Here is a 22,081-nt window from a genome sequence, read left to right as displayed (position 1 = left end):
GACGGGGTCTCCCTCGGGGTGGGTCAGTTGGCCCAGGGCAGGGGCGTGGCGTCGGTGCCCCAGTACAGGGACTTCTGCCGCTGGTAGGCGCGGATCAGGTCGCGGCCCTTCTCGATGCCGAGCCCGGAGTCCTTCATCCCGCCGAAGGGGGTGGAGATGGAGAACTGCTTGTAGGTGTTGATCCAGACGGTTCCGGCCTCGATACGACGGCCGAGCCGCCAGGCGGCGCGCGCGTCGCGGGTCCAGATGCCGCAGGCGAGCCCGTACACGGAGTCGTTGGCCCGGTCGACCAGTTCGTCCTCGTCCTCGTAGGGCAGGGCGACCAGGACCGGGCCGAAGATCTCTTCCTGGCAGACGCGGGCGGAGTTCGGCAGGGAGTCGATGACGGTCGGCAGGTAGTAGGCGCCCTTGGCGTACCGCTCGCCCTCGGGGGCGGCGCCGCCGCACAGCACCCGGCCGCCCTCCTCGCGGGCGCGGTCGACGGCCGCGGCGACGGCGTCGCGGTGCGCGTGGTGCACGAGCGGCGCGACCTGGGTGTCGGGGGACGTGCCGGGTCCGACCCGCAGTTCGCGCACCCGTTCCACCAGTTTGCCGACGAAGGAGTCGTACAGCGAGCGGTGGACGAACAGCCGCGACCCCGCGATGCAGGACTGGCCGCTGGAGGAGAAGATCCCGTACATGACGCCGGCGAGGGCCTGTTCGACGTCGGCGTCCTCGCGCACGATCGTCGGCGACTTGCCGCCCAGTTCGAGCGAGGCGGGGACGAGCTTGTCGGCGGCGGCGCGGGCGATGGCACGCCCGGTGGTGGTGCCGCCGGTGAAGCCGATCCGGCCGACCAGTGGGTGCCGGACGATCGCGTCGCCGACGACGCGGCCCTTGCCCGGCAGTACGGCGAGCAGCGCGGTCGGCAGCCCCTCCTCGGCCAGCACCCGGTGGACCAGGCGCCCGAACGCGAGGGAGACCAGCGGGGTCCACTCGGCGGGCTTGAGCAGGACGGCGTTGCCGCCGCCCAGTGCCGGGGCGACCTTCTGCGCGTCGGAGGCGATCGGCGAGTTCCACGGGTTGACGGCGCCGACGACGCCGATCGCCTCGTAGGTGCTCATGGTCAGGTACGGGCCGCGCGAGGGGGTGATCGCCTCCTCGGCGGTCTCCAGCGCGGCGGCCGTGTAGCGGAAGGTGCCGGCGGCGCTCAGTGCGAGCGCGTGGGTCTCGGCGAGCGTCTTGCCGGTGTCGGCGGTCTGGAGCGCGGCCAGGTCGTCGGCGTGCTCCTCGATCAGGTCGCCGATCCGGTACAGGACGCGGGCCCGGCGGTGGGGTCGCAGGTCGCGCCACTCGGGGGCGGCGGCGGCCCGGGCGGCGGCGTGCGCGGCCTCGTCCACGTCCGTCGGCGAGGCGGCGTGGACGGTGGCGAGGACGGTGCCGTCGGCCGGGTCGACGGTGTGGATCGGCAGGCCGCCGCCACGTCGCCACTGCCCCGCGATGAGGATCTCGTCGGCTGGGATGCGCGGCATGGGGACCTCCGGAAGGGGGCGTGTCTAAGCGCTAGAAATCTAAGGGCTTAAATAATTTTCCCGCAAGGGCCCTGGTCGGGGAATTTTCGACGACGTCGAGAGTAAGGCTTGCCTAACCTCGGCGGGCTACCGGTAGAACTTAAGCACTGAGACATTCAGCGCCTACATAAGTGGGGCGTCGCCGCACCTCTCCAACCCTCATCGCCGCCGGCACGCGGCCGCTCCGCCGTGCCGTGCGGCCCGAACCCTTCCGTGCGGGCTCGCGAATCCCCCACGCACGGGACACCGGAGACCCACCCATGACGATCGACGCAGCCCGTGACACCCCGGGCCGACAGGACGACGGCGAGAACGACGACGACTCGGCGGCGCTCGCGGCCACCATCGGCGCCCGCTTCGAACGCCTGCCGCTGTGCCGCTGGCAGGTGATGGTCCGGCTCGTCGTCGGCGCCGTCACGTTCTTCGAGGCGTTCGACCAGCTTCTGATCGCCTACGCGCTGCCCGAGCTGCGCACCGAGTGGCACCTCGGCACGACACAGGTCACCGCCCTGATGACGGTCGGCTCGATCGGCATGCTGATCGGCGCCCTGGTCTCGGGCCGGCTCGCGGACCGGATCGGCCGGGTGAAGGTCATCGCCGGCTGCATCGCCCTGTCCGGCGTCTGCAACCTGGCCCTGACCCTGTGCACCTCCCCCGAGCCCTTCATGGCGCTCCGCTTCGTCCAGGGCATGGCCATCGGCGGCGAGGTGCCGATCGCGGCCACCTTCATCGCGGAGATCACCCGCGCCCACCGGCGCGGCCGCTTCGTCCTCCTGTACGAGCTGGTGTTCCCGGCCGGTCTGACCGCGGGCGCGCTGCTCGCCGCGTGGCTGGTGCCGCTGCTCGGCTGGCGCTGGATGTTCGGCCTGGCGGCCGTCCCCGGCCTGCTGTGCCTCGCCCTCGCCCGCTGGGTCCCGGAGTCGCCGCGGTGGCTCGCCGACCACGGCAGGCACGAAGAGGCCGTGGCGACGATGGCGTCGATCGAGCGGAAGGTGGAGCGGATCACGGGAGCCCCGCTCCCGGAGCCCGCCCCGGCGCACCCCGCCCCCACTCCCTCGGGCAAGAGCGGGAGCGGCGGCCTGCGCGAACTCCTCACCGGCAGGTACGGCCGGCGCACGCTCGTCGTCGGGTCCCTGTGGTTCACGGGCTACTTCGCCAACTACGGCATCACGTCCTGGCTGCCGACCATCTACAAGGACCACTTCGACCTCGACCTGTCCACGGCGCTGCTCTACTCGACGGTGACGAGCTGCGCGGGCCTGGCCGGCTGTCTGCTCGTGGCCCTCACCGTCGACCGGGTCGGCCGTCGCAACACGGTGATCTGGTGCATGGCGGCGGCCGCACTGTGCCTGCTCGTCCTGGGCCTGACCGCCGGCGACTCGGCGGGCGGCGTCCTGGCCTGGACGTCCCTGGCGGCGGTCTTCCTCTTCGGCTCCAACATCTGCCTCTACCTGTACACGCCGGAGCTGTTCCCCACCCGCATCAGGGCCCTGGGCTCCAGCGTGGGCGGCGCGATGAACCGCCTGGGCGTCATCCTGGGTCCGATCGTCGTGGGCGCCATCTACGCCGGGGGCGCGATCGGCACGGTGTTCGTGACCCTCGCGGTCGTCGCCGTCGCGGGCTCACTGTCGGCGGCGGCCTGGGCGGAGGAGACAAGCGGCCGCACGCTGGAGGACATGGCGCCGTAACGGGCCGGCACCGGCTCCGATCCCGGGGCCGGTGCTATCCGGTGTGCGTACGGGCGATCCCGGCCGCGAGCCGCTGGACAAGCCGCCGTGCGGCCTCCGGGGCGACGACCTCGATGTGCTCCCCGAACTGGAGCAACTGCCGCACGGCGTCCACCCCGTCGTACGCCACGGTGATCTCGACCCGCCCGTCCTCCCCCTGCTCGCCCGCCGCCCTGAGCCTGGCGCCCAGGATCCGGCGGGCGATGTCGAGGCTGGCGGCGTCGACGCGCGCCGTGACCATTACGCGCTCCCTGCTCTCCAGCGCCTCGCCCAACTCCCGTGCCGTACCGGCGAGGTCGGCACCCGGCCGCAGCCGGCTCCCCTCGTCGAGCGCGGACCACCGCTGGAGCCGGGTGAGCGCGAACAGGCGTGGCTCGCCGTCCCGGTCGGCCACGAGATACCACCGCCCGCCCCGCTGCACGAGCCCGTACGGATCGACCACGAACTCCCGCGCGGACGCTGCCCCGCTCCTGCGGTAGGCGATCCGCAACCTCCGCCCGGTACGCACGTCCCGCACCAGCCCCGCGACATCCGGCAGCGGCGCGGCCTCCCCGAACCAGGGCCGGTTGTCGATGGCGATCACGTCCGTCAGCGCGAGCGGCAACTCGTCCCGGGCGGGCGGCGGTCGCCTGCGCGAGGTGAGCTTGCGCAGCGCCGACCGGGCCGCGGCCTCACCGCCGAGCTGCCGGGCCCGCTCCAGGTCGAGACCGACCGCCCGCAGCAGGTCCGCCTCGCCGGTCGTCAGCTTCGACAGGTCGGCCTGGTCACCGGGCAGCAGGCTGATGCCGCCGTACTTCCCCCGCTCGGTGAAGACGGGAATGCCCGCATCGACGAGCGCCCGCACATCGCGCAGCACGGTCCGCGTCGACACCCCCAGCTCCTCGGCCAGCTCCTCGGCGGTGGTCCGCGGCCGCGCCTGCAGGGCCGCGAGAAGCTCGATCAACCGCTGCGGCCGACTCATCCGACAGCCCCCTCACCCGAAGACCCGAACAGGACAACTCCTGTCATGTTCTCAGGCGAGGCTGGCACCAAGGGCCGGAACCGACCGGCCCGCCCGGAAGGAGCTGTCACCCATGTCCGCACCCAACCTCTTCCTCGTCTACGTCACCGACGTCGAGCGCGCGACCGCCTTCTACTCCGACCTGTTCGACATCAAGCCGGTGATCACCACCCCCCGCTACATCCCCTTCGAGGTCGCCCCCGGAGTCCTCTTCGCCCTCTGGAGCGGCCGCGCCGACCAGGTCACGCCCGAGACCCCGCGCACCTCGGAGGTCGGCCTGATGATCCCCGGCTCCTCGGCGGCCATCGACGCCCTCCACGCCGAGTGGGCCGCCAAGGGCGTCACCGTGGCGGAGGAACCCCACGACGAGCCCTTCGGCCGCACCTTCGCGATCACGGACCCGGACGGCAACCTGATCCGGGTCGCGCCGGTCGACTAGGGCGCGGCCGCGCCCTCCCGGATCGGCTGCGGCACCCGGCCGGTGGCCGTACCGTCGGACCCGAACGGCTACCCGAGGAGGCCTTCCGATGCGCAGGGTGACCTATTCGATGAACACGTCCCTCGACGGCTTCGTCGCCGATCCGGACGGCGCCATCGACTGGAGCGACCCGGACGGGGAGGTCTTCCGCCACTTCACCGACGAGCTGCGGCAGACCGGCGTCCACCTGCTGGGCCGGCGCCTTTACGAGACGATGCTGTACTGGGAGACCGCCGACCAGGACGAGTCGCTCGACGCGGCGGAACTGGAGTGGGCCGCGCTCTGGAAGGCGCTGCCGAAGGTGGTCTTCTCCAGGACGCTGACGACGGTGCGGGGCACCAACACCCGCCTGGCCTCCGGCACCCTGGCGGAGGAGATCGAGCACCTGCGGACCGAACCCGGCGACGGCGACATCGCGATCGGCGGAGCGAACCTCGCCGCCGAGGCCGCCGAGTCCGGCCTGATCGACGAGTACCGGACCGTGGTCCACCCGGTACTCGTCGGCGGCGGCACCCCGTACTTCCCCCGGGACGAGCGCCGGGTGAAGCTCGAACTCGTGGAGTCCCACACCTTCGCGTCAGGCGTCGTCCGCCTCCGCCACCGCGTGACCCGCTGACCGCGACGTCAGGCCGTCCGTCCCACCGCAGCCGGGCCCGCGCCCAGCTCGCACCATACGTACTTGCCCCTGTTCCCCTCACGGGACAGGGGCTGCCACCCCCACACGTCCGCACAGGCCCGGACCAACCCCAGCCCTCGCCCGCCCTCCCGGTCCACGGCCCGGTCGAACGGTTGCGGCGGCTCCGGCGGCGAGGGATCCGCGTCCCAGGCACCGAGCCGCAGCACTCCGCCCCCGGACCACCGCACCCGCAACGCGGCGGGCCCCTTGGTGTGCCGCACGGCGTTGGACACCAGCTCCGTCGCGAGCAGTTCGGCCAGGTCGACCATCCCGATCAGCCCGTGCATGGTCAGGATCAGACGCAGGGTGCGGCGGCAGACGGTCACGGCTCTGGGGTCGTTCGGGATGTAGAGGGAGTACTCCCACGGATCGTTTTCGGGCACGACGGTTCCCTTCGGGGATGAGGTGGATGGTCACGGCGCCGGTGTCTCTGCCGCGTTGCCACGGCAGGGCAAAGCGGTGCACTTCCGACGCCAGATGGTCGCACTTAGTGCGTCACACATCACGGACAGTAGGGCATAGATTTATTACTGGGCAAGCGGATCGCGTAACCTTGCCTCGAACGAGCCGCTCGCGGACGGCCGTTGAACAAGGAGGAGACGTGCCGCCCAGACGCACCCCCACGGCTCGCCAGGAGCGCCTGGGAGTCGAGTTGCGAAAGATGAGGGAAGCCGCCGGCCTCAAGGCAACCGAGGCGGCAAGTCTCCTCGGCGTGAACTCCGTGCAGATCAGTCAGATCGAATCCGGCATCGCGGGCGTGAGCGAGGAGCGCTTGCGTCTCCTTGCCGCGCATTACGCCTGTGCGGACGAGGGACTGATCGCGGCACTGGTAACGATGGCCACCGGCCGCACGCGCGGTTGGTGGGAGGAGTACCGGGGACTACTCCCCCACCCCTTCCTGGACCTCTCAGAGTTGGAGCATCACGCCACTCTTCGGTGGGACGTGGATTTCCTGCACGTGCCGGGGCTTTTGCAGACCGCCGACTACGCTCGCGCCCTCTTCACCTACGTCAACCCCCAGTTCTCGGTCGAGGAGATCCAGCGTTGGGTGGATCACCGCATGAAACGCAGAGTCATCGTCGAGCGCCCCGAGCCGATTCCCTACGAAGCCGTCATCCATGAGGCTGCCTTGCGCATCAAGGTGGTCGACGACGCCGGAATGAAGGTTCAGCTCGCCCACGTGCTACGCCTCTCCGAATCCGACCACGTGACCGTACGCGTCATTCCGTTCGACGTGACCGGCTTCGCAGGCGCCGGGAGCGCGATGGTGTACGCAGGCGGACCCGTACCGCAGTTGGACACAGTTGTCCGCGACACACCGCACGGCACCGTCTTTGTCGATGCCGAAGCTCAGTTGAGCCATTTTCGAACGTTGTTCCGCAGGGTAGAGAAAGTAGCCTTCGAGCCCGAACGTTCCCGTGAGTTCATTCACCGGCTGATGAAGGAGCTGTGACCCGATGACGCGCGGCCCATGGAAGAAGTCGTCCTACTCCGGCGGCGGCGAAGGCAACGCCTGCGTCGAGGTCGCCCTCGACCACCCCCACATAGCCGTCCGCGACTCCAAGGCCCCCGCCCGAGCCGTGCTCACCTTCCCCACCCCCGCCTTCACCGCCTTCCTCGCCGCCCTTCGGAACCCACCCGGGGCGATGAAGTAGTCAGTCCAGGGATGCCAACGCATCCGTTATGAGCGAACGTGCTGCCGCTCCCCTCACAGCCTCCTGCGACAGCCGGTCAAAGGCACGGGCATACAGCTCGACCTGGCCGGGCTGCGTAAGAGTGGCAGCGGCGTCCAGGGTGTCCGCGTGCCCGGGTCACGCAGTGCTCCCAACGGATGTAGTCCGACACCGGCTCGGACGCACGGTCCTCCCAATCGATCCGCTCACCGCGCTTCCACGCCTCGAACCGGTCCGTCGGGGCGTAGGAGTCGCGCATTTCCAGGTGGACGGCGGACCGCTCGCACCGGCCGAGCGACTCAGCGAAGTCGGGCACGCTCGACGGCATCGCACGCCTCCCTGATCATCGGGATCATCCGGGCAGGCATCCTGACGATGGCTTCACTGTCGGGCACTGAGCCGTTCGCGGGGCTGCTCGCCTCGCACCCCGTCTGAGTCTCGGTGTCCGGCTTCCAACCCTGCAACAAGATCTCTTGAGCGTCCGCGTCGGCCCACACCGTGGGGCAGTGGTCCCGGTCCGTGTCGGGGTCGATCCCGATGAACTCTACGGCCATGGCGGCTCGCACAACATCGCCGAGCAAGGAATGAGGCGCCGGCGCGGTCACCCGGTCATGCGGTGGAAGCCGGGCGGCTCGCCGTGACCAGCCACGACGTGCTGAGGAGCCGGACCGTACCGTCGGCCGTCTCGTGCGCGCGCAGATGGTCCGTCAGGATGCCGCGGGCGCGGGCCCGTGCGGTCGGGTCGGCCTGTTCCAGGAGGTGGCGTCCGGGGCCCGTGCCCAGCAGGAACTCCGCCGCGTCCGCGGCGTCCCGGCCCCACGTCCCGTGGGCCTGGACCTGCTCGACGACGAGGTCGGCGAATCCCGCCGCGGTGAGGACGTCGCCGATGCGCTCCGGGGTGGCGAGGGAGAACATGCCGGGCAGCCCGGGCCGTCCGAAGTCGCCGACCGGCAGGACGTCACGCAGTGACGCCATCGCCGTGACCCAGCAGTTGAGCACCGCGTCGGCGGGGCAGACGAACGCCAGGCGTCCGCCGGGTCGCAGCGCCCGGCCGATGTTGCCGAAGGCCGCCAAGGGGTCGGCGTAGAACATCACTCCGTAGCGGCTGACCGCCGCGTCGAACGCGCCCGCCTCGAAGGGGTGCACCTGCGCGTCGCCCCGCACGAAGGAGACGTTGGCGACGCCTTCGCGCTCGGCGCGGCTCCTGGCCTCGGCCAGCATCGGGCCGGACAGGTCTAGGCCCAGCGCGTGCCCTCGCGGCGCCCGCAGCGCGGCGAGGCGCGTGGTCTGCCCCGAGCCGCAGCCGAGGTCGAGGACCCGATCCCGGCCGGTGATGCCGGCGGCGTCGAGGAGCGGCTCGTTGAAGCCCTCGTTCACGGCGTTCCACCGGTCCTGGTGGCGCGCCCAGTGGGCTCCTTCGGGGCCGTTCCACGCGTGGGCCTGCTCGGTGTTGACGATGTCCGGCACGGGTGTCTCCTGGGGCGGGCGACGAAGAATGGGCGTGCGCCCAAACAGTATGGGCATGTGCCCGTACTCGCAATCCCGCTACCATCCACGGAGGTTGAGCCCATCCAGGGCGCAGGCCCCGGAACGAATGAGAGGCCCATGGCACCGCGCGGAGTGGCGACACCGGACGTGCGCGAGCGGCTGTTCGCGGCCGCCGAGCGCATCGTGGAGCGGGACGGCCCCGGCGCGCTCACCAGCCGGGCCGTCACCACCGAGGCGGACTGCGCCAAGGGACTGTTGCACGCGCACTTCGCCGGGTTCGACGGATTCGTGGCCGAGCTCTGCCTCGACCGGTTCGCGAAGACGGCGGCGAAGGCGCGGGTCCTCACGGAAACCGCCGGTCAGGGCACGGTGGAGCGGAATCTGAACGCCGTCGCTCTCGCACTGTTCGACTCCGGCGGCCTCGCCCTGTCCGGCCTCGCCATGACCCGTCCGGCCGCCACCCTGGCCATCCGCGAGGCGCTGGAGCGGGGCGCGCCCGGCTTCACCGAGATCCAGGACGCCGTTGCCGAATACCTGGAGGCCGAGCGGGCCCTCGGCCGCGTGGCACGGACCGTCGACCCGCCCTCGGTGGCCCTCGCCCTGGTCGGCACGGCCCACCATCTCCTGATGACCAGCCACCCCGGAGCGGCCGACCCCCGCCCCCTCGTCGCACGCCTGATCGCCACCCTGGTCCCCGGCGGGGAATAACCGGAGACCCCCTCCTGTTACGTCGCGAAGCGACCCGCGTACGAGTACGTCAATCACAGGAGGCACCCCACCATGGCCGCAGACGCCGCAGAGGAGATCCGGGGCACCGCCCACGGCACCGCTCCCGTCCCCCTCTCCGTACTGGACCTGGTGACCGTCGGGGCTGGTCGGACCGCCACCGACGCGCTGCGGACCAGCGTGGACATCGTGCGGCTCGCCGAGGCGCGCGGCTTCCAGCGGTACTGGGTCGCCGAGCACCACTCCATGCCCGGCGTCGCCTCCTCCTCCCCCGCGGTGATCCTCGCCCACCTCGCGGCCCACACCGACCGCATCCGGCTCGGGTCCGGCGGCGTCATGCTGCCCAACCACGCGCCGCTCGTCATCGCGGAGCAGTTCGGGACGCTGGAGGCCATGGCACCCGGGCGGGTCGACCTCGGGCTGGGCCGGGCGCCCGGGACCGACGGGGCCACGGCCGCCGCCCTGCGTCGCACCGACCGGCTGAACGAGGGCGCCGACGACTTCCCGCAGCAGCTCGCCGAGCTGATCCGGTTCCTGGACGACGACTTCCCGGACGGGCACCCCTACGCCCGTATCCACGCCGTGCCGGGCCCCGTGCAGGCCACCTCCCCCGGGGGCGTGCAGTCGGCGCACCGGCCGCCGGTGTGGCTGCTCGGCTCCTCCGGGTTCAGCGCGCGGCTGGCCGGCACCCTCGGGCTGCCGTTCGCCTTCGCGCACCACTTCTCGGCGCAGAACACGATCCCCGCGCTCGACCTGTACCGGGAGTCCTTCCGGCCGTCCGCCGTGCTGGACGCGCCGTACGCCCTCATCGGCGTCTCCGCGCTCGCGACCGACGACGAGAAGGAGGCGCGCAGGCAGGTGCTCGCGGCCGCGCTGAACATGGTCCGGCTGCGCACCGGGCGCCCGGGGCTGGTGCCGACGCCGGAGGAGGCCGAGGCGTACGCCTTCAGCCCGATGGAGGAGGAGTTCGTGCGCTCCTGGAACGCCAACGTCGTCCACGGCACCGCCGACGAGGTCCGGGCCGGCCTCGACGACCTGCAGAAGCGCACCGGCGCCGACGAGCTGATGCTCACCGCCAACGCCCACGGCGGCGACGTACGGCTGCGCTCCTACGAGCTGATCGCCGACGCCTACGGGTTGCCGACGCCGGCCTGAACCCCCGCGGGTCCCGAGCCCAGCAGTGCGGAGATGCGGTCCGGTGCCACCGGCCGGGAGTAGAGCCAGCCCTGGCCGGTGTCGCAGCCGATGCGGCGCAGGCGGCTCGCCTGGTCGGAGGTCTCCACGCACTCGGCGGTGACGGTGAGACCGAGGCGGTGGGCGAGCTGGACCATCGCCTCGACGATGACCTCGTCGGCCGGATTGGCGACCCCGGCACCCTCACCAGCACTGGCACCCGTACCCGTCCCCGTACCGGCACCCTCACCGCTACCGGCACCGGTCCCGGCCCCGGCCGCCTCCGAAACGGCGGCCTCGTACTGGAAGCCCCGTACGAACGCGCCGTCCAGCTTCAGCACCGAGACCGGCAGCCGGCTGAGGTAGGCCAGGTTCGAGTAGCCGGTGCCGAAGTCGTCGATGGCGATGTGGACGCCCATGTCACTGAGCGCCTTGAGGACCTGGAGCGGGCGTCCGGCCGAGCCCATCACCGCCGACTCCGTCAGCTCCAGCTGGAGCAGCTCCGGGGCGAGGCCCGTCTCCTCCAGGGTGTGGGCCACGTCCGCGACCAGGTCGGAGTCCCAGACCTGGCGGACGGCCACGTTGACGCTCACGAAGATCGGCGGCTCGTCGGGGTGGGCCAGCTGCCAGCGGCGGGCCTGGTGACAGGCGGTGCGCAGGATCCAGCGGCCGAGGGGAACGATCGAACCATCCTCCTCCGCCAGTGCGATGAACCGATTCGGCGCAAGTACGCCGAACTGAGGATGATTCCAGCGGATGAGCGCCTCGACGCCCCGCACCCGGCCGTCCTCCATGCCGACCAGCGGCTGGTACTCCAGCGCGAACTCGCCGCGTTCGATGGCGGGGCGGAGCGTGGCGGCCAGCGCCTGGCGGGTCATGCGGTTGGCGTTGCGCTCGGGGTCGAAGAGGGTCCAGCGGGCCCGGCCGTCCGCCTTCGCCCAGTACAGGGTGGTGTCGGCGGCCTGCATCAGGGCGGTGGGGGTGGTCCCGGCCGTGTGGCGTTCGACGACGCCGACCGAGGCGGTGACCGACAGACGCCGGTCGCAGAGCTCGAAGGGCGGCTGGAGGGCCGCCAGGACCGATCCGGCCAGGTCGGCGAGCTGGTCGGTGCCGGTGGAGTCCTCCACCAGGAGGGCGAACTCGTCGCCGCCGAGCCGGGCGACCAGCGGCGGGCCGGAGCGGGCCTGGGCGGCCTCCTCCGCGCACCTGGTCAGCCGTTCGGCCACGGCGGCCAGGAGCCGGTCGCCGACACGGTGGCCGTGGGTGTCGTTGACGGCCTTGAAGCCGTCCAGGTCGAGGTAGCACACGCCGATCCGGCCGGTGCCGCCGTTCTCGTACGACTCGGCCTCCAGCGCGGCCGTCAGGCGTTCGAAGAACAGGGCGCGGTTGGGCAGCCGGGTCACCGGGTCGTGCATCTGGAGGTGGCGCAGCCGCGCCTGCAGTTCGCGCCGGGCGCTGACGTCGGCGACGGAGAGCAGCAGCCCCTCGGAGTCGCCGTGCCCCTCGCCCCCGGAACCGGCCAGCGGTTCGACCGTCACCTGGGCCCACAGGGAGTGCCCGTCGGCCCGCTTGAGCCGTCTGGTGCAGCGCAGCCGGGACCGGTGCCCGCGCAGCACCTCGCGGTACGCGTGCCAGGTGCCGGCGTCTGAGGCGAGGTCGACGAGGTCGGCCGCGACGGACCCGGCCAGCGTTTCCGGATCGGTGCCGAGCAGGCTGCCCAGGGAGTCGTTGGCGCTGACGACCAGGCCCTCGGCGTCGACGACGGCCATGGCGAGCGGGGCCGTGGTGAACACCGACCGGTAGGCCGGGGGCTCCGTACGTCCGGCACGAGGAGCCAGACCTTCGTCACTGTCCGTGATGGCCGACGGGCCGAGGTCTGCCGCGGGCGCCGGCCCTTCGGAGGTTCCGTTCACCGCTCGCTCCCGCAGTGCCTCGATCTCTGTTCGTGCTCTGTTCGTGCAGGAAAGTGTGCCGATCATAGAGGCTGACACCGGGCCCTTCCAGCCGCCGTTCCGCGTCGCGGACCGAGCGGCCCCTCTGGCAGATCGTTTCTGCTCACACCTGGACGGGTCCGTCACCCCTCCGACCAGTTGTGACGTTCCGTGAGTGTCTTCGGGGTGTCGTTCGGGAGAACTCCGGCGAAATCCCGGTCGGCTCACCCATCCGGTGCAGGCGAACAGGTCGTAATACGACAATCATGCACAAGCTGGGTGCGGTGTCCCGTCGACCGCGTCCGGAGGTTCATGTGCCGCGCCAGCTTCCCCTGAGGCGACTTCCCCGGGAGGCGGGCACGGTGCGGGCGGCGCGGACGAGGCTGCGCAGCACCGCGGCGGTGTGCACCACGATGTCGGCGCTCGCCGCGACCTCCCTGATCACCGCGCCCTCGGTCGCCGAACCCTTCTCGCCGGAGCCCTGCGCCCTTCAGCGCACCGACGTGCACCACTCCGAGGGCCTGGACACCTGGAACGCCGCCTACCCCAGGCCGGCCCGCGCCCTGGACGCGGTGATGGTGTTCCTGTCCTTCCCCGACTCCCAGCCGCTGACGGCACCGGCCGAACTCGCCGCCGACCACTTCCCCGCCACCGGCGACTTCTTCCGGCGCGCCTCCTACGGCGCCTTCACGCTGCGCTCGCATCCGCTGCGGGACTGGATCCGGATGCCGAGCCCGTCGACGTCGTACGCCATACGGCGCGACTGGAGCCCGGGGCACCGGGCCGCCTACCTGCGCGACGCGCTGGCCGCGGCCGACCCGCACGTCGACTTCTCCCGGTACGACGTCGTCTACTTCGTCGCGGACCCCGACGCGCCCGGGGTGGACTCCGACGCCACGAAGGTCGTCAACCTGGACACCCCGATGCGGGCCGACGGCACGGACATCCGGCGGGTCGTCACGGTCTTCGAGAACCATCCGCCGGACCGGCTGGTGCTGGCCCACGAGACGGGGCACGTCTTCGACCTGCCCGACCTGTACCACCGTCCGGTCGACGGCAAGGGCGACTGGGACACGCACGTCGGCGACTGGGACCTGATGGGCAGCCAGTTCGGACTCGCCCCGGACCTCTTCGGCTGGCACAAGTGGAAGCTGGGCTGGCTTCAGCCCCGGCAGGTGGCGTGCGTGCGGGGCAGCGAGCCGACCCGGCTGACGCTGGAGCCGCTGGGCGCGGGCCCGGGGGTGGTGGTGACCGGTGCCGCCGGCGCGCCGGCCTTCGGTCTCGGGCGGGGTACGAAGCTCGCGGTGGTGCGCACGGGGGCGGGCAGCGCCCTCGCCTTCGAGGTGCGCACGCCGGTCGGCAACGACGTCTCCGCGTGCCGGGCGGGGGTGCTGGTGTACCGGGTGCGCAGTGGGGAGCAGTCGGGGGGCGGGCCGATCGAGGTGGTCGACGCCCACCCGGGCACCGAGGCCTGCTGGGCCGACTCGGTCTACCCCCCGCTCGCCGACGCCCCGGTGGGTCTCGGCGAGAGCTTCACCGTGCCGGGAGACGACGTGCGGGTGGAGGTCGAGGCCCGCACGGAGTCGGGCGCCTGGACCGTAGAAATCACACCCGGCTGACCCCACACCCCCCGGCCCACACAGACATCGGCCAACCCACTCGTCCCCGACCCACCCCAACATCGCGCGAGCCCGGCACCTCTGGCCCACCCCGGCATCGGGCAAGCCCGCCATCTCCGGCCCACCCCGGCATCGGGCGAGCCCGGCACCTCTGGCCCACCGAGCGTGGGGGTGTGGGTGGCGAAGCCCCCACAACGCGCGGCAAAGCCGCGCAAAAACAACGATGGCGAGGCCGGTTCGCGCTTTCCGCGAACACGCCTCGCCATCGCCAACGTGCGCCGCCAGGGACTCGAACCCCGGACCCGCTGATTAAGAGTCAGCTGCTCTAACCAACTGAGCTAGCGGCGCCTGCTGACGTCGTAGACCTTAGCATCCTGGTCGGCGGGAGGAAAAATCGAAATCCGCACCGCCGCGCGGGCCGCCCGCACGGCCGCCCAGAGCAGGATCTCCGGGCCGGGCAGCCAGGGCCGGCGGGTGTCCGGGGCCACCAGCCAGCGGGACCCGGAACGCGGCGTACCGGCGGTGACCGCGGCGCCCGTGGAGCCGGCGGGGGCCGGGACGGTCACCGTGTCCCCGGCGCCGTGGCACAGCAGCGGCGGTACCGCACCCGTACGGCCGCCCGCCCGGCCGCGGGCGCCCCACTCCTCCCAGTCGAGGAGCGAGGGCAGGCGCTGAGCGGTGCCCGGCGCGGCGAACAGCAGCATCCGGCCGCGGAACTCCGCCACCGGGCCCGAACCCGGGCCGTCCTCCCACATCCGGTCGAGCATCCGGCGGCCGAAGATCGCGGGTGCGCTCACCACGTCGAAGGCGGAGCCGCAGGGCAGGACGACCGGCGCCCCGGGCCGCTCCTCCCACAGCGCGAGCGTGCGGCGCGGGTACGCGCCCGCCGACGCCAGCCAGGCGGCGCCGTCCGAGGTGACGTCCGAGACGTGGGGCGTGGCGTTGCGTGGGCTGCTCATACCGCAAATATCTACCCGGTGTGAGGGAGCCGCTCCGCCGGGTTACGGGAAACGGTGACACGACGACCGGGAGGGGAGTATCTTGCCCACCCCCCTGTCATATGCGCTCCGGTTACTCGGCCGGTTCGCCGCGCATCAGGTCACGGCCGAACTCCACCATCTTCTTGGCGTAGTCCTCGGTCCACTCGGCGCGCTCGGCGATGTCGGCGGTGGTCAGCCGGTCGAACCGCCTCGGATCGGCCAGCTGTGCCGCCGCGATCGCCTGGAACTCCATGGCCCGGTCCGCCGCGGCGCGGAACGCGTGGGTCAGCTCGGTGGCCCGTTCCAGCAGGGCCCGGGGGTCGTCGATCGACTCGAGGTCGAAGAAGTGCTCGGGGTCGGCGGCCGCCTCGGCCGGCTCGAAGAGCAGGGGCGCGGGGCGTAGCCGCGGTTCGTGCCGACGCGGCGTGGGCTCCGCCATGTCTGGTCCTCCTCGTACGTCACGACGGCCCTCCCCGGGACGCGGGGGCACTCCGGTGGAGTGGGCCACCGTCCATTGTCCCGCGCCCGCGCAAGAGGGCGGGGTGTGTCCGGTACCGCGATCCGGACACACCCCGCCCTCTCTCGGCCGGGTCAGCCGCCGTACGTCTCGAACTCGGCGACCTTCGGGGTGCCCGAGGCGCCGGTGATCTCGAAGGTGATCTTCTCCAGCGAGACCGGGGAGAAGGCGATCACGCCCGCTCCGCTGCCGGAGGCCAGGACGGCGCCGGTGTCGTGGTTGAGGACGCGGTACGAGCCGATCGTGCCCTCGGAGCCCGCCGCCTCCCGGATGTTGATCTTGCCGACGGTCTGGGCGGAGGACCACTTGACGGAGACGGAGCCCGTCGTGCCGGCCGGGGACCAGTACGTGCCGAGGTCACCGTCGCGGACGTTGCCGTAGCTGGTGCCGCTCGCCTTGGACGAGCCGTCGGAGCCGGCCCCGATGCTGAGGTTGGTCCCGCTCGGCGGATCGGTCGGGTCCGGGTCGGTCGGGTCCGTGGGGTCCGTCGGGTCGGTCGGGTCCGGGTCGGTGGGGTCGGTCGGGTCCGGGCTCTGCGGCGTGCAGCTGCCGTCCGACACCTTCAGGCCCTTGTTCGCGCCCGCGGTGGCGCTCACCACGGACGGCACGCAGGAGGCGTCGTCCAGGGTGTAGGAGTACGGGATGGACACCGTGGTGGTGGACTGCGGGTCCGGGCCGGCCGGGTTGTTGTCCCCGCTGCGCTCGGACCAGGTCACGTTGTCGTAGATGTTGCCGCTGACCTGCCAGGTGCCGGCCTCGTCGGTGTAGAAGGTGCCGAGGACGTCCTTGGAGTCCTCGAAGTAGTTGTTGTCGACCTTGGCCTTGGCGCCCGCCCGGGAGTTGATCCCGGACTTGTTCAGGCTCACGTAGTGGTTGTTGTACATGTGGGCGGTGCCGCCGCGCAGCAGGGGCGCCCGGGAGTCGATGTTCTCGTAGAGGTTGTGGTGGAAGGTGACGTAGCCGTTGGAGCGGTCGCTCTCGCTGGAGCCGATGAGTCCGCCGCGGCCGGAGTTGCGCAGGACGCTGTAGGACAGGGTGACGTACTGGGTGTTGTCCTTCATGTCGAAGAGGCCGTCGTAGCCCTCCGACTCCCCGCCCGAGGCCTCCAGGGTGGAGTGGTCGACCCAGACGTTGCGGACGTCGCTCTCCATGCCGATGGCGTCGCCGCCGTTGGAGGTGGGCGAGCCGGACTTCTTGACGTTCCGTACGGTCACGTTCTGGATGATGATGTTGCTGGACTCCCGGATGTGGATGCCCAGTTGGTCGAAGACGGCACCGCTGCCGACGCCGACGATCGTGATGTTGCTGACCTGCTTGAGCTCGATCTTGTCGGCGGCCGTGTTGCAGCTGTCGCCCGACACCTTGCTGGTGTTGCCGTGGTTGATGGTGCCCTCGACCTCGATGACGATCGGGGTGGAGCTGCTGGCCCGGCCGCACAGGGCCTCGTGGATCGCCGTGCCGGTGGTGGCGCGGACGGTCTGTCCGCCCGCGCCGCCGGTGGTGCCGCCGTTCTGGGTCGCGTAGCCGGTGGCGCCGCCGGCCGCCGCCGACGCCGTCTCGGGCATCGTCAGCACCACACCGGCCGCGGCCGCGAGGGCCAGCGTGCCCAGTGCCGCTTGGAGTCGCAGCGCGACTGGTCGTCTCATCCTCGGTCTCCCCATTCGCCTTCACATGCCGGAACGGAAACCATGACGTGATCATGTCAATCGTGTCATGGCGGAAAGCGCTTTCTCGGCGTGAGAATAGGGGCCGCTCCGGGAGCTGACAAGAGGTCAGGCGAGATCTCGAACGTTCAGAGTGACAATCAGCGTCCCTCTACATGAACGAACGCGGCTCGATGTGCACCTCGGCCGAAGCTGCGATACGATCATCCTGCCTGATCACGGAGGCCAACCTCCCGCAGCAGGCAGTGCGTTGGTGGTCCAAGGAAAGACGCCCCACTTCCCGTGGGGAAATGCAGGTGCAAGGCCTGCCCAGCGCTCGACGAGAACCCCCGGTCCCGCTCACGCGGGCCGGGGGTTCTTCCGTGTCAGCTCCGGCCGGCTCCCCGCGTGCGTGCGTACCGCGCCGGTTTACCCCGCCTACGACGTTCGTTGTCGCACGCTCGTTGGACACCTGGTGGGCCCTGCGTACGCCCTGACCGCGCCGACACCCTCCCCGGGGGCGGGGCCGGGAACCGCTCCGGCCCCGCCCCCGGCGCCCCTCCTCAGACCTGCACCACCGGCTCCCGGGTGAACAGCGCGCCCAGCTCGGGGGCGTTGACGCGGCGGTCGGCCAGGCGCAGGGCCTCCCAGATGGTGACCTGGTTGGCGGTGAGGACGGGCTTGCCCAGTTCCTTCTCCAGGGCCGGGATGTGGGCCGCCGTGTGCAGGGCCGTGTCCGGGAGGAGGACCGCCTCGGCGTCCGGGCGGTCGGCGGCGCGGGCCAGCGCCAGTACCTCCTTCTCGGTCCAGGTGCCGACCTCCGCGGCCGTGATGATGCCCGAGCTGACGACGTCGGCCACCTCGATGCCGGCGGCGCCGAGGAAGTCCGCGAAGATCCGGGCCACGTCCTCCGGATAGGTCGCGCCGATCGAGACCCGCCGCACGCCGATCTCCTTCGCCGCGTGCACGAAGGCGAAGGAGGTGGACGAGGCCGGCATGCCCGCCACCCGGGCCAGGGCACGCACCTGTTCGTGGGCGCCGTCCCAGCCGTGCACGAAGCTGCCGCTGGTGCAGGCCCACACCACCGCGTCGGCGCCGGCCAGCCGCAGCTCGGCCACGCCCGCCTCGAGCCGCTGCGGCGAGCCCATCTCGAGCAGCGCGTCCACCCGGTGGGCGTCCTCACCGATGTCCGTGTGCACCAGGTCCACCCGGATGCCGCCGCTCAGGAGCTGCTCGATGCGTGGGTAGTCGTCCTCGCCGGAGTGGCCCGGGTACAGGATTCCCAGTGCTGTCATGTCCACCCTTCCTGCTGCTGTTCCGAGTCCGGTACGTCACCGACGCCCGGCAGGTCCGCCGCGGCGGGTCCGACCGGGCCCGCCACCGCGGGGTCGACGGGACCGGCGGGCCCCACCACCGCGGGACCGGCCGCACCCGTCGCCGCGGGGCCGATCCGGGCCGACGGATCGGTCAGCGCCTGGTACGGCCCCACCGCAGGGGTACCCAGTCGGCGCAGCGCCGCCCACATCGTCACTTGGTTGGCCGAGATCACCGGGATCCGCAGCTCGGCCTCCAGCTGCGGGATGACGTCGTAGGTGGGGAGGTTGGTGCACGAGATGAACAGGGCGTCCGCCGATCCCGGCGTGGGCACGGCCCGGCGGGCCATGTCGGCCACGTCGCGGTACGGGACCTTCCAGATGTGCCGGGTCAGCCCCATGAAGGCGCAGCCGCTGATCGTGACGCCGGCCTCGGCCACGTACGCCTCCAGCGCCCGGGTCACGGACACGGTGTACGGCGTCACCAGCGCGACCCGGCGTACGCCCAGCTCGGTCAGCGCGTCGAGCAGTGCGCCGGAGGTGGTGACGGACGGGACGGCGCCCGCCCAGGTCATCGCCTCGCACATGGCGCGCTCCCCGGCGATGCCGCCGACGAAGCTGCCCGAGGTGCAGGCGTAGGCGACGACCTGGGGTGCGATGGCGTTGAGGGTGCGGACCGCCTCGCCCAGGGTCTCGTGCTCGCTGACCATCCGGGCGAGGTCCAGACTGACCTCGACGGGTACGAAGGGTGTCCGTGTCATGTGGAGTGACACGTCGTCGGGCACCCATCGCCACAGCTCGCGGTCGAGTGCGAAGTCGAACGGGGCGACCACGCCGACCCCGCGTTGCGGAGCTGGTCCGCCGAGAAAGGAGATGTCCATGGCACGCACCGGCCTCACACTGAGGAAGGAGAGGGCAACGCACCGTTATGAACGGCCGTGTTGACGAAGGTAGGTTCCGGTGCGAGCGTGGTCAATCCGCCCGCATCACCTCCAGGTCAACAGCTGGTTGAGTCCCCCGTCAACTCCTGAACCGCCCCCGCTTCCCCCGACCGGAGACAGGCCCGCCGATGACCACGTCCGCGCCCTCGCCCACGCCCGCGTCCCCGCCCGTGCCCACGCTCCTCGTCCTGGACGCCGAGCCGCTCCCCCGTCTGGGCCGGCTGACCGGCCGGGCCCGCATCGAGCACGCCGACGCGGCGACGCTGGCCGAGCGGCTGCCGTACGCCGACGTCCTGCTGGTGTGGGACTTCACCTCGCACGCGGTGCGCGAGGCGTGGCCCGGCGGCGGCCCGCGCCCGCGCTGGGTGCACACGGCGAGCGCCGGAGTGGACCATCTGATGTGCCCGGAGCTGGCCGAGTCGGACACGGTGGTGACCAACGCGCGCGGCGTCTTCGACCGGCCGATCGCCGAGTACGTCGCCGCGCTCGTCCTGGCGATGGCGAAGGATCTGCCGGCCACGCTGCGGTTGCAGGGCGAGCGGACCTGGCGGCACCGCGAGTCGATGCGGGTGGCCGGGACCCGCGCCTGCGTGGTGGGCTCCGGGCCGATCGGGCGGGCGATCGCGAGCACGCTGGAGGCGCTCGGCGTCACCACCGCGCTGGTCGGCCGCACCGCGCGCCCCGGTGTGCACGGGACCGAGGAACTGGACCGGCTGCTGGCCGGCGCCGACTGGGTGGTGGCGGCGGCACCGCTCACCGACGTCACGCGCGGCATGTTCGACGCCCGGCGGTTCGGGCTGATGCGGCCCTCCGCCCGGTTCGTGAACGTGGGGCGGGGCCAGTTGGTCGTCGAGGAGGACCTGGTCGAGGCGCTGACCGCGCGCCGGATCGCGGGCGCCGCCCTGGACGTGCTGAACGACGAGCCGCTCGCGCCGGACAGCGCGCTGTGGAAGGTGCCGGAGCTGATCGTCTCGCCGCACATGAGCGGGGACACCATCGGCTGGCGGGACGAACTGGGCGCCCAGTTCGTGGAGTTGTTCGAGAGCTGGGCGGCGGGCGGACCGCTGGCCAACGCGGTCGACAAGAAGCGCGGATACGTACCCGGACACTGACGTCGCCGACGACATCGACGTCCCAAGACCTGCGGGAGGGTGCTGCATGACCGACCTCACCGAGCTGACCGCCGTACAGCTCGTCGACGGCTACGGCAAGGGTGCTTTCAGCCCCGTGGAGGCGACCCGGGCGGTCCTGGAGCGGGCCGAGCGGATCCAGCCGGAGGTGAACGCCTTCGTCCGGCTGACCGGCGAGGAGGCGCTGGACCAGGCCCGGCGGGCCGAGGAGCGGTGGCGCCGCGGGGAGCCGTGCGGGCGGCTCGACGGGGTGCCGGTCACGGTGAAGGACATCCTGCTGACGCGTGGTCAGCCGACGCTGCGCGGCTCGCGGGCCGTCGCGCCGGACGGCCCCTGGGACGAGGACGCGCCGTCCGTGGCCCGGCTGCGCGAGCACGGCGCGGTGTTCGTCGGCAAGACCACGACGCCGGAGTACGGCTGGAAGGGCGTGACGGACTCGCCCCTGTCCGGCGTGACGCGCAACCCGCACGACCCGTCCCGTACGGCGGGCGGTTCCAGCGGGGGCGCGGCGGCGGCCGTGGCGCTCGGGGCGGGGCCGCTGGCGCTGGGCACGGACGGCGGCGGCAGCGTGCGCATCCCCGCCTCCTTCTGCGGCATCTTCGGCCTGAAACCGACGTACGGGCGGGTGCCGCTGTACCCGGCGAGCGCGTTCGGCACCCTCGCGCACGTCGGTCCGATGACCCGGGACGCGGCGGACGCGGCGCTGATGCTGGACGTCATCGGCACCCCGGACGCCCGGGACTGGTCGGCGCTCGGGCCGGCGCCGGGCTCGTACACCGAGGCGCTGTCGGGCGGGGTGCGAGGGCTGCGGGTGGCGTACTCGCCCTCGCTGGGCGGGCAGGTGGCGGTGCGTCCCGCGGTGGCCGGGGCGGTGCGGCGGGCGGTGGAGCGGCTGGCGGAGCTGGGCGCGTACGTGACGGAGGCCGACCCGGACTTCGCCGACCCGGTGGACGCCTTCCACACCCTGTGGTTCAGCGGGGCGGCGCGGGTGGTGCAGCACCTGCGGGCGGGGCAGCGGGAGCTGCTCGATCCGGGGCTGCGGGAGATCGTGGGGGCGGGGGCGCGGTACTCGGCGCTGGACTATCTGGCGGCGGTGGACGTGCGGATGGAGCTGGGGCGGCGGATGGGGGTCTTCCATCAGGAGTACGACCTGCTGGTGACGCCGACGTTGCCGATCACGGCGTTCGAAGCGGGGGTGGAGGTGCCGAAGGGGGCCGGGTACCGGCGGTGGACGGGGTGGACGCCGTTCACCTATCCGTTCAACCTGACGCAGCAGCCGGCGGCGACTGTTCCCGCGGGGGTTGACGGGGATGGGCTGCCTGTGGGGGTGCAGGTTGTTGCCGCGCGGCATCGGGACGATGTGGTGTTGCGGGCGGCGCATGCGCTGTACGAGGCCGGGGTCGGGGTGGTGGGTACGTCGGCCGAGTAGTGCCCGGGGTGGGCGCGGGCGCAGGGTGGACACTGGCCTGCGTTCGCCGGGTGCCGCTGCGCCCACCCGTGCCGCCCCAGCGGCACG

Annotated in this window: 21 protein-coding genes, 1 tRNA gene and 2 pseudogenes; 10 read left to right on the top strand and 14 right to left on the bottom strand. The window is 72.1% G+C overall.

Annotation, left to right across the window (positions count from 1 at the left end):
* Positions 1-23: 23 nt before the first annotated feature.
* Positions 24-1,511, bottom strand: a complete 1,488-nt coding sequence (locus D1J63_RS23395) for an aldehyde dehydrogenase family protein (RefSeq protein WP_125631382.1) — start codon at positions 1,509-1,511, stop codon at positions 24-26.
* Between the two features lie 299 nt (positions 1,512-1,810).
* Between D1J63_RS23395 and D1J63_RS23390 the strand changes: the two genes are divergently transcribed.
* Positions 1,811-3,238 carry an MFS transporter gene (locus D1J63_RS23390; RefSeq protein WP_125631380.1) on the top strand — a complete coding sequence of 476 codons (1,428 nt, stop codon included), beginning with the start codon at positions 1,811-1,813 and terminating at the stop codon, positions 3,236-3,238.
* A 34-nt stretch (positions 3,239-3,272) separates the two neighbouring features.
* On the opposite strand, the gene D1J63_RS23385 is transcribed toward D1J63_RS23390, so the two are convergent.
* Positions 3,273-4,238, bottom strand: coding sequence for a WYL domain-containing protein (locus D1J63_RS23385; RefSeq protein ID WP_125631378.1), 966 nt, complete (start codon positions 4,236-4,238; stop codon positions 3,273-3,275).
* A 112-nt stretch (positions 4,239-4,350) separates the two neighbouring features.
* Between D1J63_RS23385 and D1J63_RS23380 the strand changes: the two genes are divergently transcribed.
* Together D1J63_RS23380 and D1J63_RS23375 are read left to right on the top strand one after the other, a co-directional pair.
* Positions 4,351-4,716, top strand: coding sequence for a VOC family protein (locus D1J63_RS23380; protein WP_125631376.1), 366 nt, complete (start codon positions 4,351-4,353; stop codon positions 4,714-4,716).
* 88 nt (positions 4,717-4,804) lie between these two features.
* Positions 4,805-5,371, top strand: coding sequence for a dihydrofolate reductase family protein (locus tag D1J63_RS23375; protein WP_125631374.1), 567 nt, complete (start codon positions 4,805-4,807; stop codon positions 5,369-5,371).
* 8 nt (positions 5,372-5,379) lie between these two features.
* Here the strand turns inward: D1J63_RS23375 and D1J63_RS23370 are convergent, their stop codons facing one another.
* Positions 5,380-5,814 carry an ATP-binding protein gene (locus D1J63_RS23370; RefSeq protein WP_102927580.1) on the bottom strand — a complete coding sequence of 145 codons (435 nt, stop codon included), beginning with the start codon at positions 5,812-5,814 and terminating at the stop codon, positions 5,380-5,382.
* Between the two features lie 218 nt (positions 5,815-6,032).
* On the opposite strand from D1J63_RS23370, the gene D1J63_RS23365 reads away from it, so the two are divergent.
* Both D1J63_RS23365 and D1J63_RS23360 read left to right on the top strand, forming a co-directional pair.
* A complete protein-coding gene (locus tag D1J63_RS23365) occupies positions 6,033-6,884 on the top strand; it encodes a helix-turn-helix transcriptional regulator (RefSeq protein WP_125631372.1) in 852 nt (283 codons plus the stop codon).
* A 4-nt stretch (positions 6,885-6,888) separates the two neighbouring features.
* On the top strand, positions 6,889-7,086 hold the full coding sequence (locus D1J63_RS23360) for a DUF397 domain-containing protein (RefSeq protein WP_102927582.1): 198 nt from the start codon (positions 6,889-6,891) through the stop codon (positions 7,084-7,086).
* On the opposite strand, the pseudogene D1J63_RS37300 reads toward D1J63_RS23360, so the two are convergent.
* From D1J63_RS37300 to D1J63_RS23340, 4 genes and pseudogenes are all read right to left on the bottom strand, one after another.
* Positions 7,087-7,236, bottom strand: a pseudogene (locus D1J63_RS37300) (transcriptional regulator); the annotation flags it as partial.
* A pseudogene (locus D1J63_RS37295) lies at positions 7,235-7,432 on the bottom strand (DUF6879 family protein); the annotation flags it as partial. The pseudogenes D1J63_RS37300 and D1J63_RS37295, both read right to left, overlap by 2 nt.
* Positions 7,404-7,658, bottom strand: a complete 255-nt coding sequence (locus D1J63_RS37290) for a hypothetical protein (protein WP_125631370.1) — start codon at positions 7,656-7,658, stop codon at positions 7,404-7,406. The pseudogene D1J63_RS37295 and the gene D1J63_RS37290, both read right to left, overlap by 29 nt.
* Positions 7,659-7,713: 55 nt before the next feature.
* Positions 7,714-8,571 carry a class I SAM-dependent methyltransferase gene (locus D1J63_RS23340; RefSeq protein ID WP_125631368.1) on the bottom strand — a complete coding sequence of 286 codons (858 nt, stop codon included), beginning with the start codon at positions 8,569-8,571 and terminating at the stop codon, positions 7,714-7,716.
* Between the two features lie 138 nt (positions 8,572-8,709).
* Here D1J63_RS23340 and D1J63_RS23335 point away from each other — a divergent pair, with 138 nt between their 5' ends.
* Together D1J63_RS23335 and D1J63_RS23330 are read left to right on the top strand one after the other, a co-directional pair.
* Positions 8,710-9,300, top strand: a complete 591-nt coding sequence (locus D1J63_RS23335; RefSeq protein ID WP_164712939.1) for a TetR/AcrR family transcriptional regulator — start codon at positions 8,710-8,712, stop codon at positions 9,298-9,300.
* Positions 9,301-9,372: 72 nt separating this feature from the next.
* On the top strand, positions 9,373-10,473 hold the full coding sequence (locus D1J63_RS23330) for an LLM class flavin-dependent oxidoreductase (protein WP_125631365.1): 1,101 nt from the start codon (positions 9,373-9,375) through the stop codon (positions 10,471-10,473).
* Here the strand turns inward: D1J63_RS23330 and D1J63_RS23325 are convergent.
* Positions 10,449-12,404, bottom strand: a complete 1,956-nt coding sequence (locus D1J63_RS23325) for an EAL domain-containing protein (protein WP_125631363.1) — start codon at positions 12,402-12,404, stop codon at positions 10,449-10,451. The genes D1J63_RS23330 and D1J63_RS23325 overlap by 25 nt on opposite strands.
* A gap of 284 nt (positions 12,405-12,688) precedes the next feature.
* Between D1J63_RS23325 and D1J63_RS23320 the strand changes: the two genes are divergently transcribed.
* Positions 12,689-14,041: a M6 family metalloprotease domain-containing protein gene (locus tag D1J63_RS23320; RefSeq protein WP_125631361.1), complete on the top strand. Its 1,353-nt coding sequence runs from the start codon at positions 12,689-12,691 to the stop codon at positions 14,039-14,041.
* Between the two features lie 274 nt (positions 14,042-14,315).
* Here the strand turns inward: D1J63_RS23320 and D1J63_RS23315 are convergent.
* The 6 genes from D1J63_RS23315 to D1J63_RS23290 all read right to left on the bottom strand — a co-directional run bounded on the left by D1J63_RS23315 (position 14,316) and on the right by D1J63_RS23290 (position 19,375).
* Positions 14,316-14,389, bottom strand: a tRNA-Lys gene (locus tag D1J63_RS23315).
* A complete protein-coding gene (locus D1J63_RS23310; RefSeq protein WP_125631359.1) occupies positions 14,380-15,000 on the bottom strand; it encodes a bifunctional DNA primase/polymerase in 621 nt (206 codons plus the stop codon). The genes D1J63_RS23315 and D1J63_RS23310 overlap by 10 nt, the downstream gene beginning before the upstream one ends.
* Positions 15,001-15,112: 112 nt before the next feature.
* Entirely contained in the window at positions 15,113-15,460 is a 348-nt protein-coding gene (locus tag D1J63_RS23305; protein WP_102927141.1) for a hypothetical protein, read from the bottom strand.
* A 152-nt stretch (positions 15,461-15,612) separates the two neighbouring features.
* On the bottom strand, positions 15,613-17,184 hold the full coding sequence (locus D1J63_RS23300) for a pectate lyase (RefSeq protein WP_125631357.1): 1,572 nt from the start codon (positions 17,182-17,184) through the stop codon (positions 15,613-15,615).
* A gap of 560 nt (positions 17,185-17,744) precedes the next feature.
* Positions 17,745-18,476, bottom strand: a complete 732-nt coding sequence (locus D1J63_RS23295; RefSeq protein WP_125631355.1) for an aspartate/glutamate racemase family protein — start codon at positions 18,474-18,476, stop codon at positions 17,745-17,747.
* Positions 18,473-19,375, bottom strand: coding sequence for an aspartate/glutamate racemase family protein (locus D1J63_RS23290; RefSeq protein WP_125631353.1), 903 nt, complete (start codon positions 19,373-19,375; stop codon positions 18,473-18,475). Before D1J63_RS23290 ends, D1J63_RS23295 begins: the two co-directional genes overlap by 4 nt.
* Positions 19,376-19,563: 188 nt before the next feature.
* Between D1J63_RS23290 and D1J63_RS23285 the strand changes: the two genes are divergently transcribed.
* Entirely contained in the window at positions 19,564-20,547 is a 984-nt protein-coding gene (locus D1J63_RS23285; protein ID WP_125631351.1) for a D-2-hydroxyacid dehydrogenase, read from the top strand.
* Positions 20,548-20,593: 46 nt separating this feature from the next.
* On the top strand, positions 20,594-21,994 hold the full coding sequence (locus D1J63_RS23280; RefSeq protein ID WP_125631349.1) for an amidase: 1,401 nt from the start codon (positions 20,594-20,596) through the stop codon (positions 21,992-21,994).
* Positions 21,995-22,081: the final 87 nt, after the last annotated feature.

Origin of the sequence: Streptomyces sp. KPB2 (assembly GCF_003950055.1) — a bacterium.
GTDB classification, from domain to species: Bacteria; Actinomycetota; Actinomycetes; order Streptomycetales; family Streptomycetaceae; genus Streptomyces; species Streptomyces salinarius.
Note: the sequence above shows the minus strand (reverse complement) of the source record. Positions and strands in the feature narration are given on the sequence as shown.

What these genes read in the sequence shown, in the direction of transcription:
- D1J63_RS23285 (WP_125631351.1), top strand. Translation starts at nt 19,564, where the DNA reads ATGACCACGTCCGCGCCCTCGCCCACGCCCGCGTCCCCGCCCGTGCCC.
- D1J63_RS23330 (WP_125631365.1), top strand. Translation starts at nt 9,373, where the DNA reads ATGGCCGCAGACGCCGCAGAGGAGATCCGGGGCACCGCCCACGGCACC.
- D1J63_RS23295 (WP_125631355.1), bottom strand. Translation starts at nt 18,476, where the DNA reads ATGACAGCACTGGGAATCCTGTACCCGGGCCACTCCGGCGAGGACGAC.
- D1J63_RS23375 (WP_125631374.1), top strand. Translation starts at nt 4,805, where the DNA reads ATGCGCAGGGTGACCTATTCGATGAACACGTCCCTCGACGGCTTCGTC.
- D1J63_RS23280 (WP_125631349.1), top strand. Translation starts at nt 20,594, where the DNA reads ATGACCGACCTCACCGAGCTGACCGCCGTACAGCTCGTCGACGGCTAC.
- D1J63_RS23310 (WP_125631359.1), bottom strand. Translation starts at nt 15,000, where the DNA reads ATGAGCAGCCCACGCAACGCCACGCCCCACGTCTCGGACGTCACCTCG.
- D1J63_RS23320 (WP_125631361.1), top strand. Translation starts at nt 12,689, where the DNA reads ATGCACAAGCTGGGTGCGGTGTCCCGTCGACCGCGTCCGGAGGTTCAT.
- D1J63_RS23390 (WP_125631380.1), top strand. Translation starts at nt 1,811, where the DNA reads ATGACGATCGACGCAGCCCGTGACACCCCGGGCCGACAGGACGACGGC.
- D1J63_RS23335 (WP_164712939.1), top strand. Translation starts at nt 8,710, where the DNA reads ATGGCACCGCGCGGAGTGGCGACACCGGACGTGCGCGAGCGGCTGTTC.
- D1J63_RS23380 (WP_125631376.1), top strand. Translation starts at nt 4,351, where the DNA reads ATGTCCGCACCCAACCTCTTCCTCGTCTACGTCACCGACGTCGAGCGC.
- D1J63_RS23360 (WP_102927582.1), top strand. Translation starts at nt 6,889, where the DNA reads ATGACGCGCGGCCCATGGAAGAAGTCGTCCTACTCCGGCGGCGGCGAA.
- D1J63_RS23395 (WP_125631382.1), bottom strand. Translation starts at nt 1,511, where the DNA reads ATGCCGCGCATCCCAGCCGACGAGATCCTCATCGCGGGGCAGTGGCGA.
- D1J63_RS23290 (WP_125631353.1), bottom strand. Translation starts at nt 19,375, where the DNA reads ATGGACATCTCCTTTCTCGGCGGACCAGCTCCGCAACGCGGGGTCGGC.
- D1J63_RS23385 (WP_125631378.1), bottom strand. Translation starts at nt 4,238, where the DNA reads ATGAGTCGGCCGCAGCGGTTGATCGAGCTTCTCGCGGCCCTGCAGGCG.
- D1J63_RS23300 (WP_125631357.1), bottom strand. Translation starts at nt 17,184, where the DNA reads ATGAGACGACCAGTCGCGCTGCGACTCCAAGCGGCACTGGGCACGCTG.
- D1J63_RS23305 (WP_102927141.1), bottom strand. Translation starts at nt 15,460, where the DNA reads ATGGCGGAGCCCACGCCGCGTCGGCACGAACCGCGGCTACGCCCCGCG.
- D1J63_RS37290 (WP_125631370.1), bottom strand. Translation starts at nt 7,658, where the DNA reads ATGGCCGTAGAGTTCATCGGGATCGACCCCGACACGGACCGGGACCAC.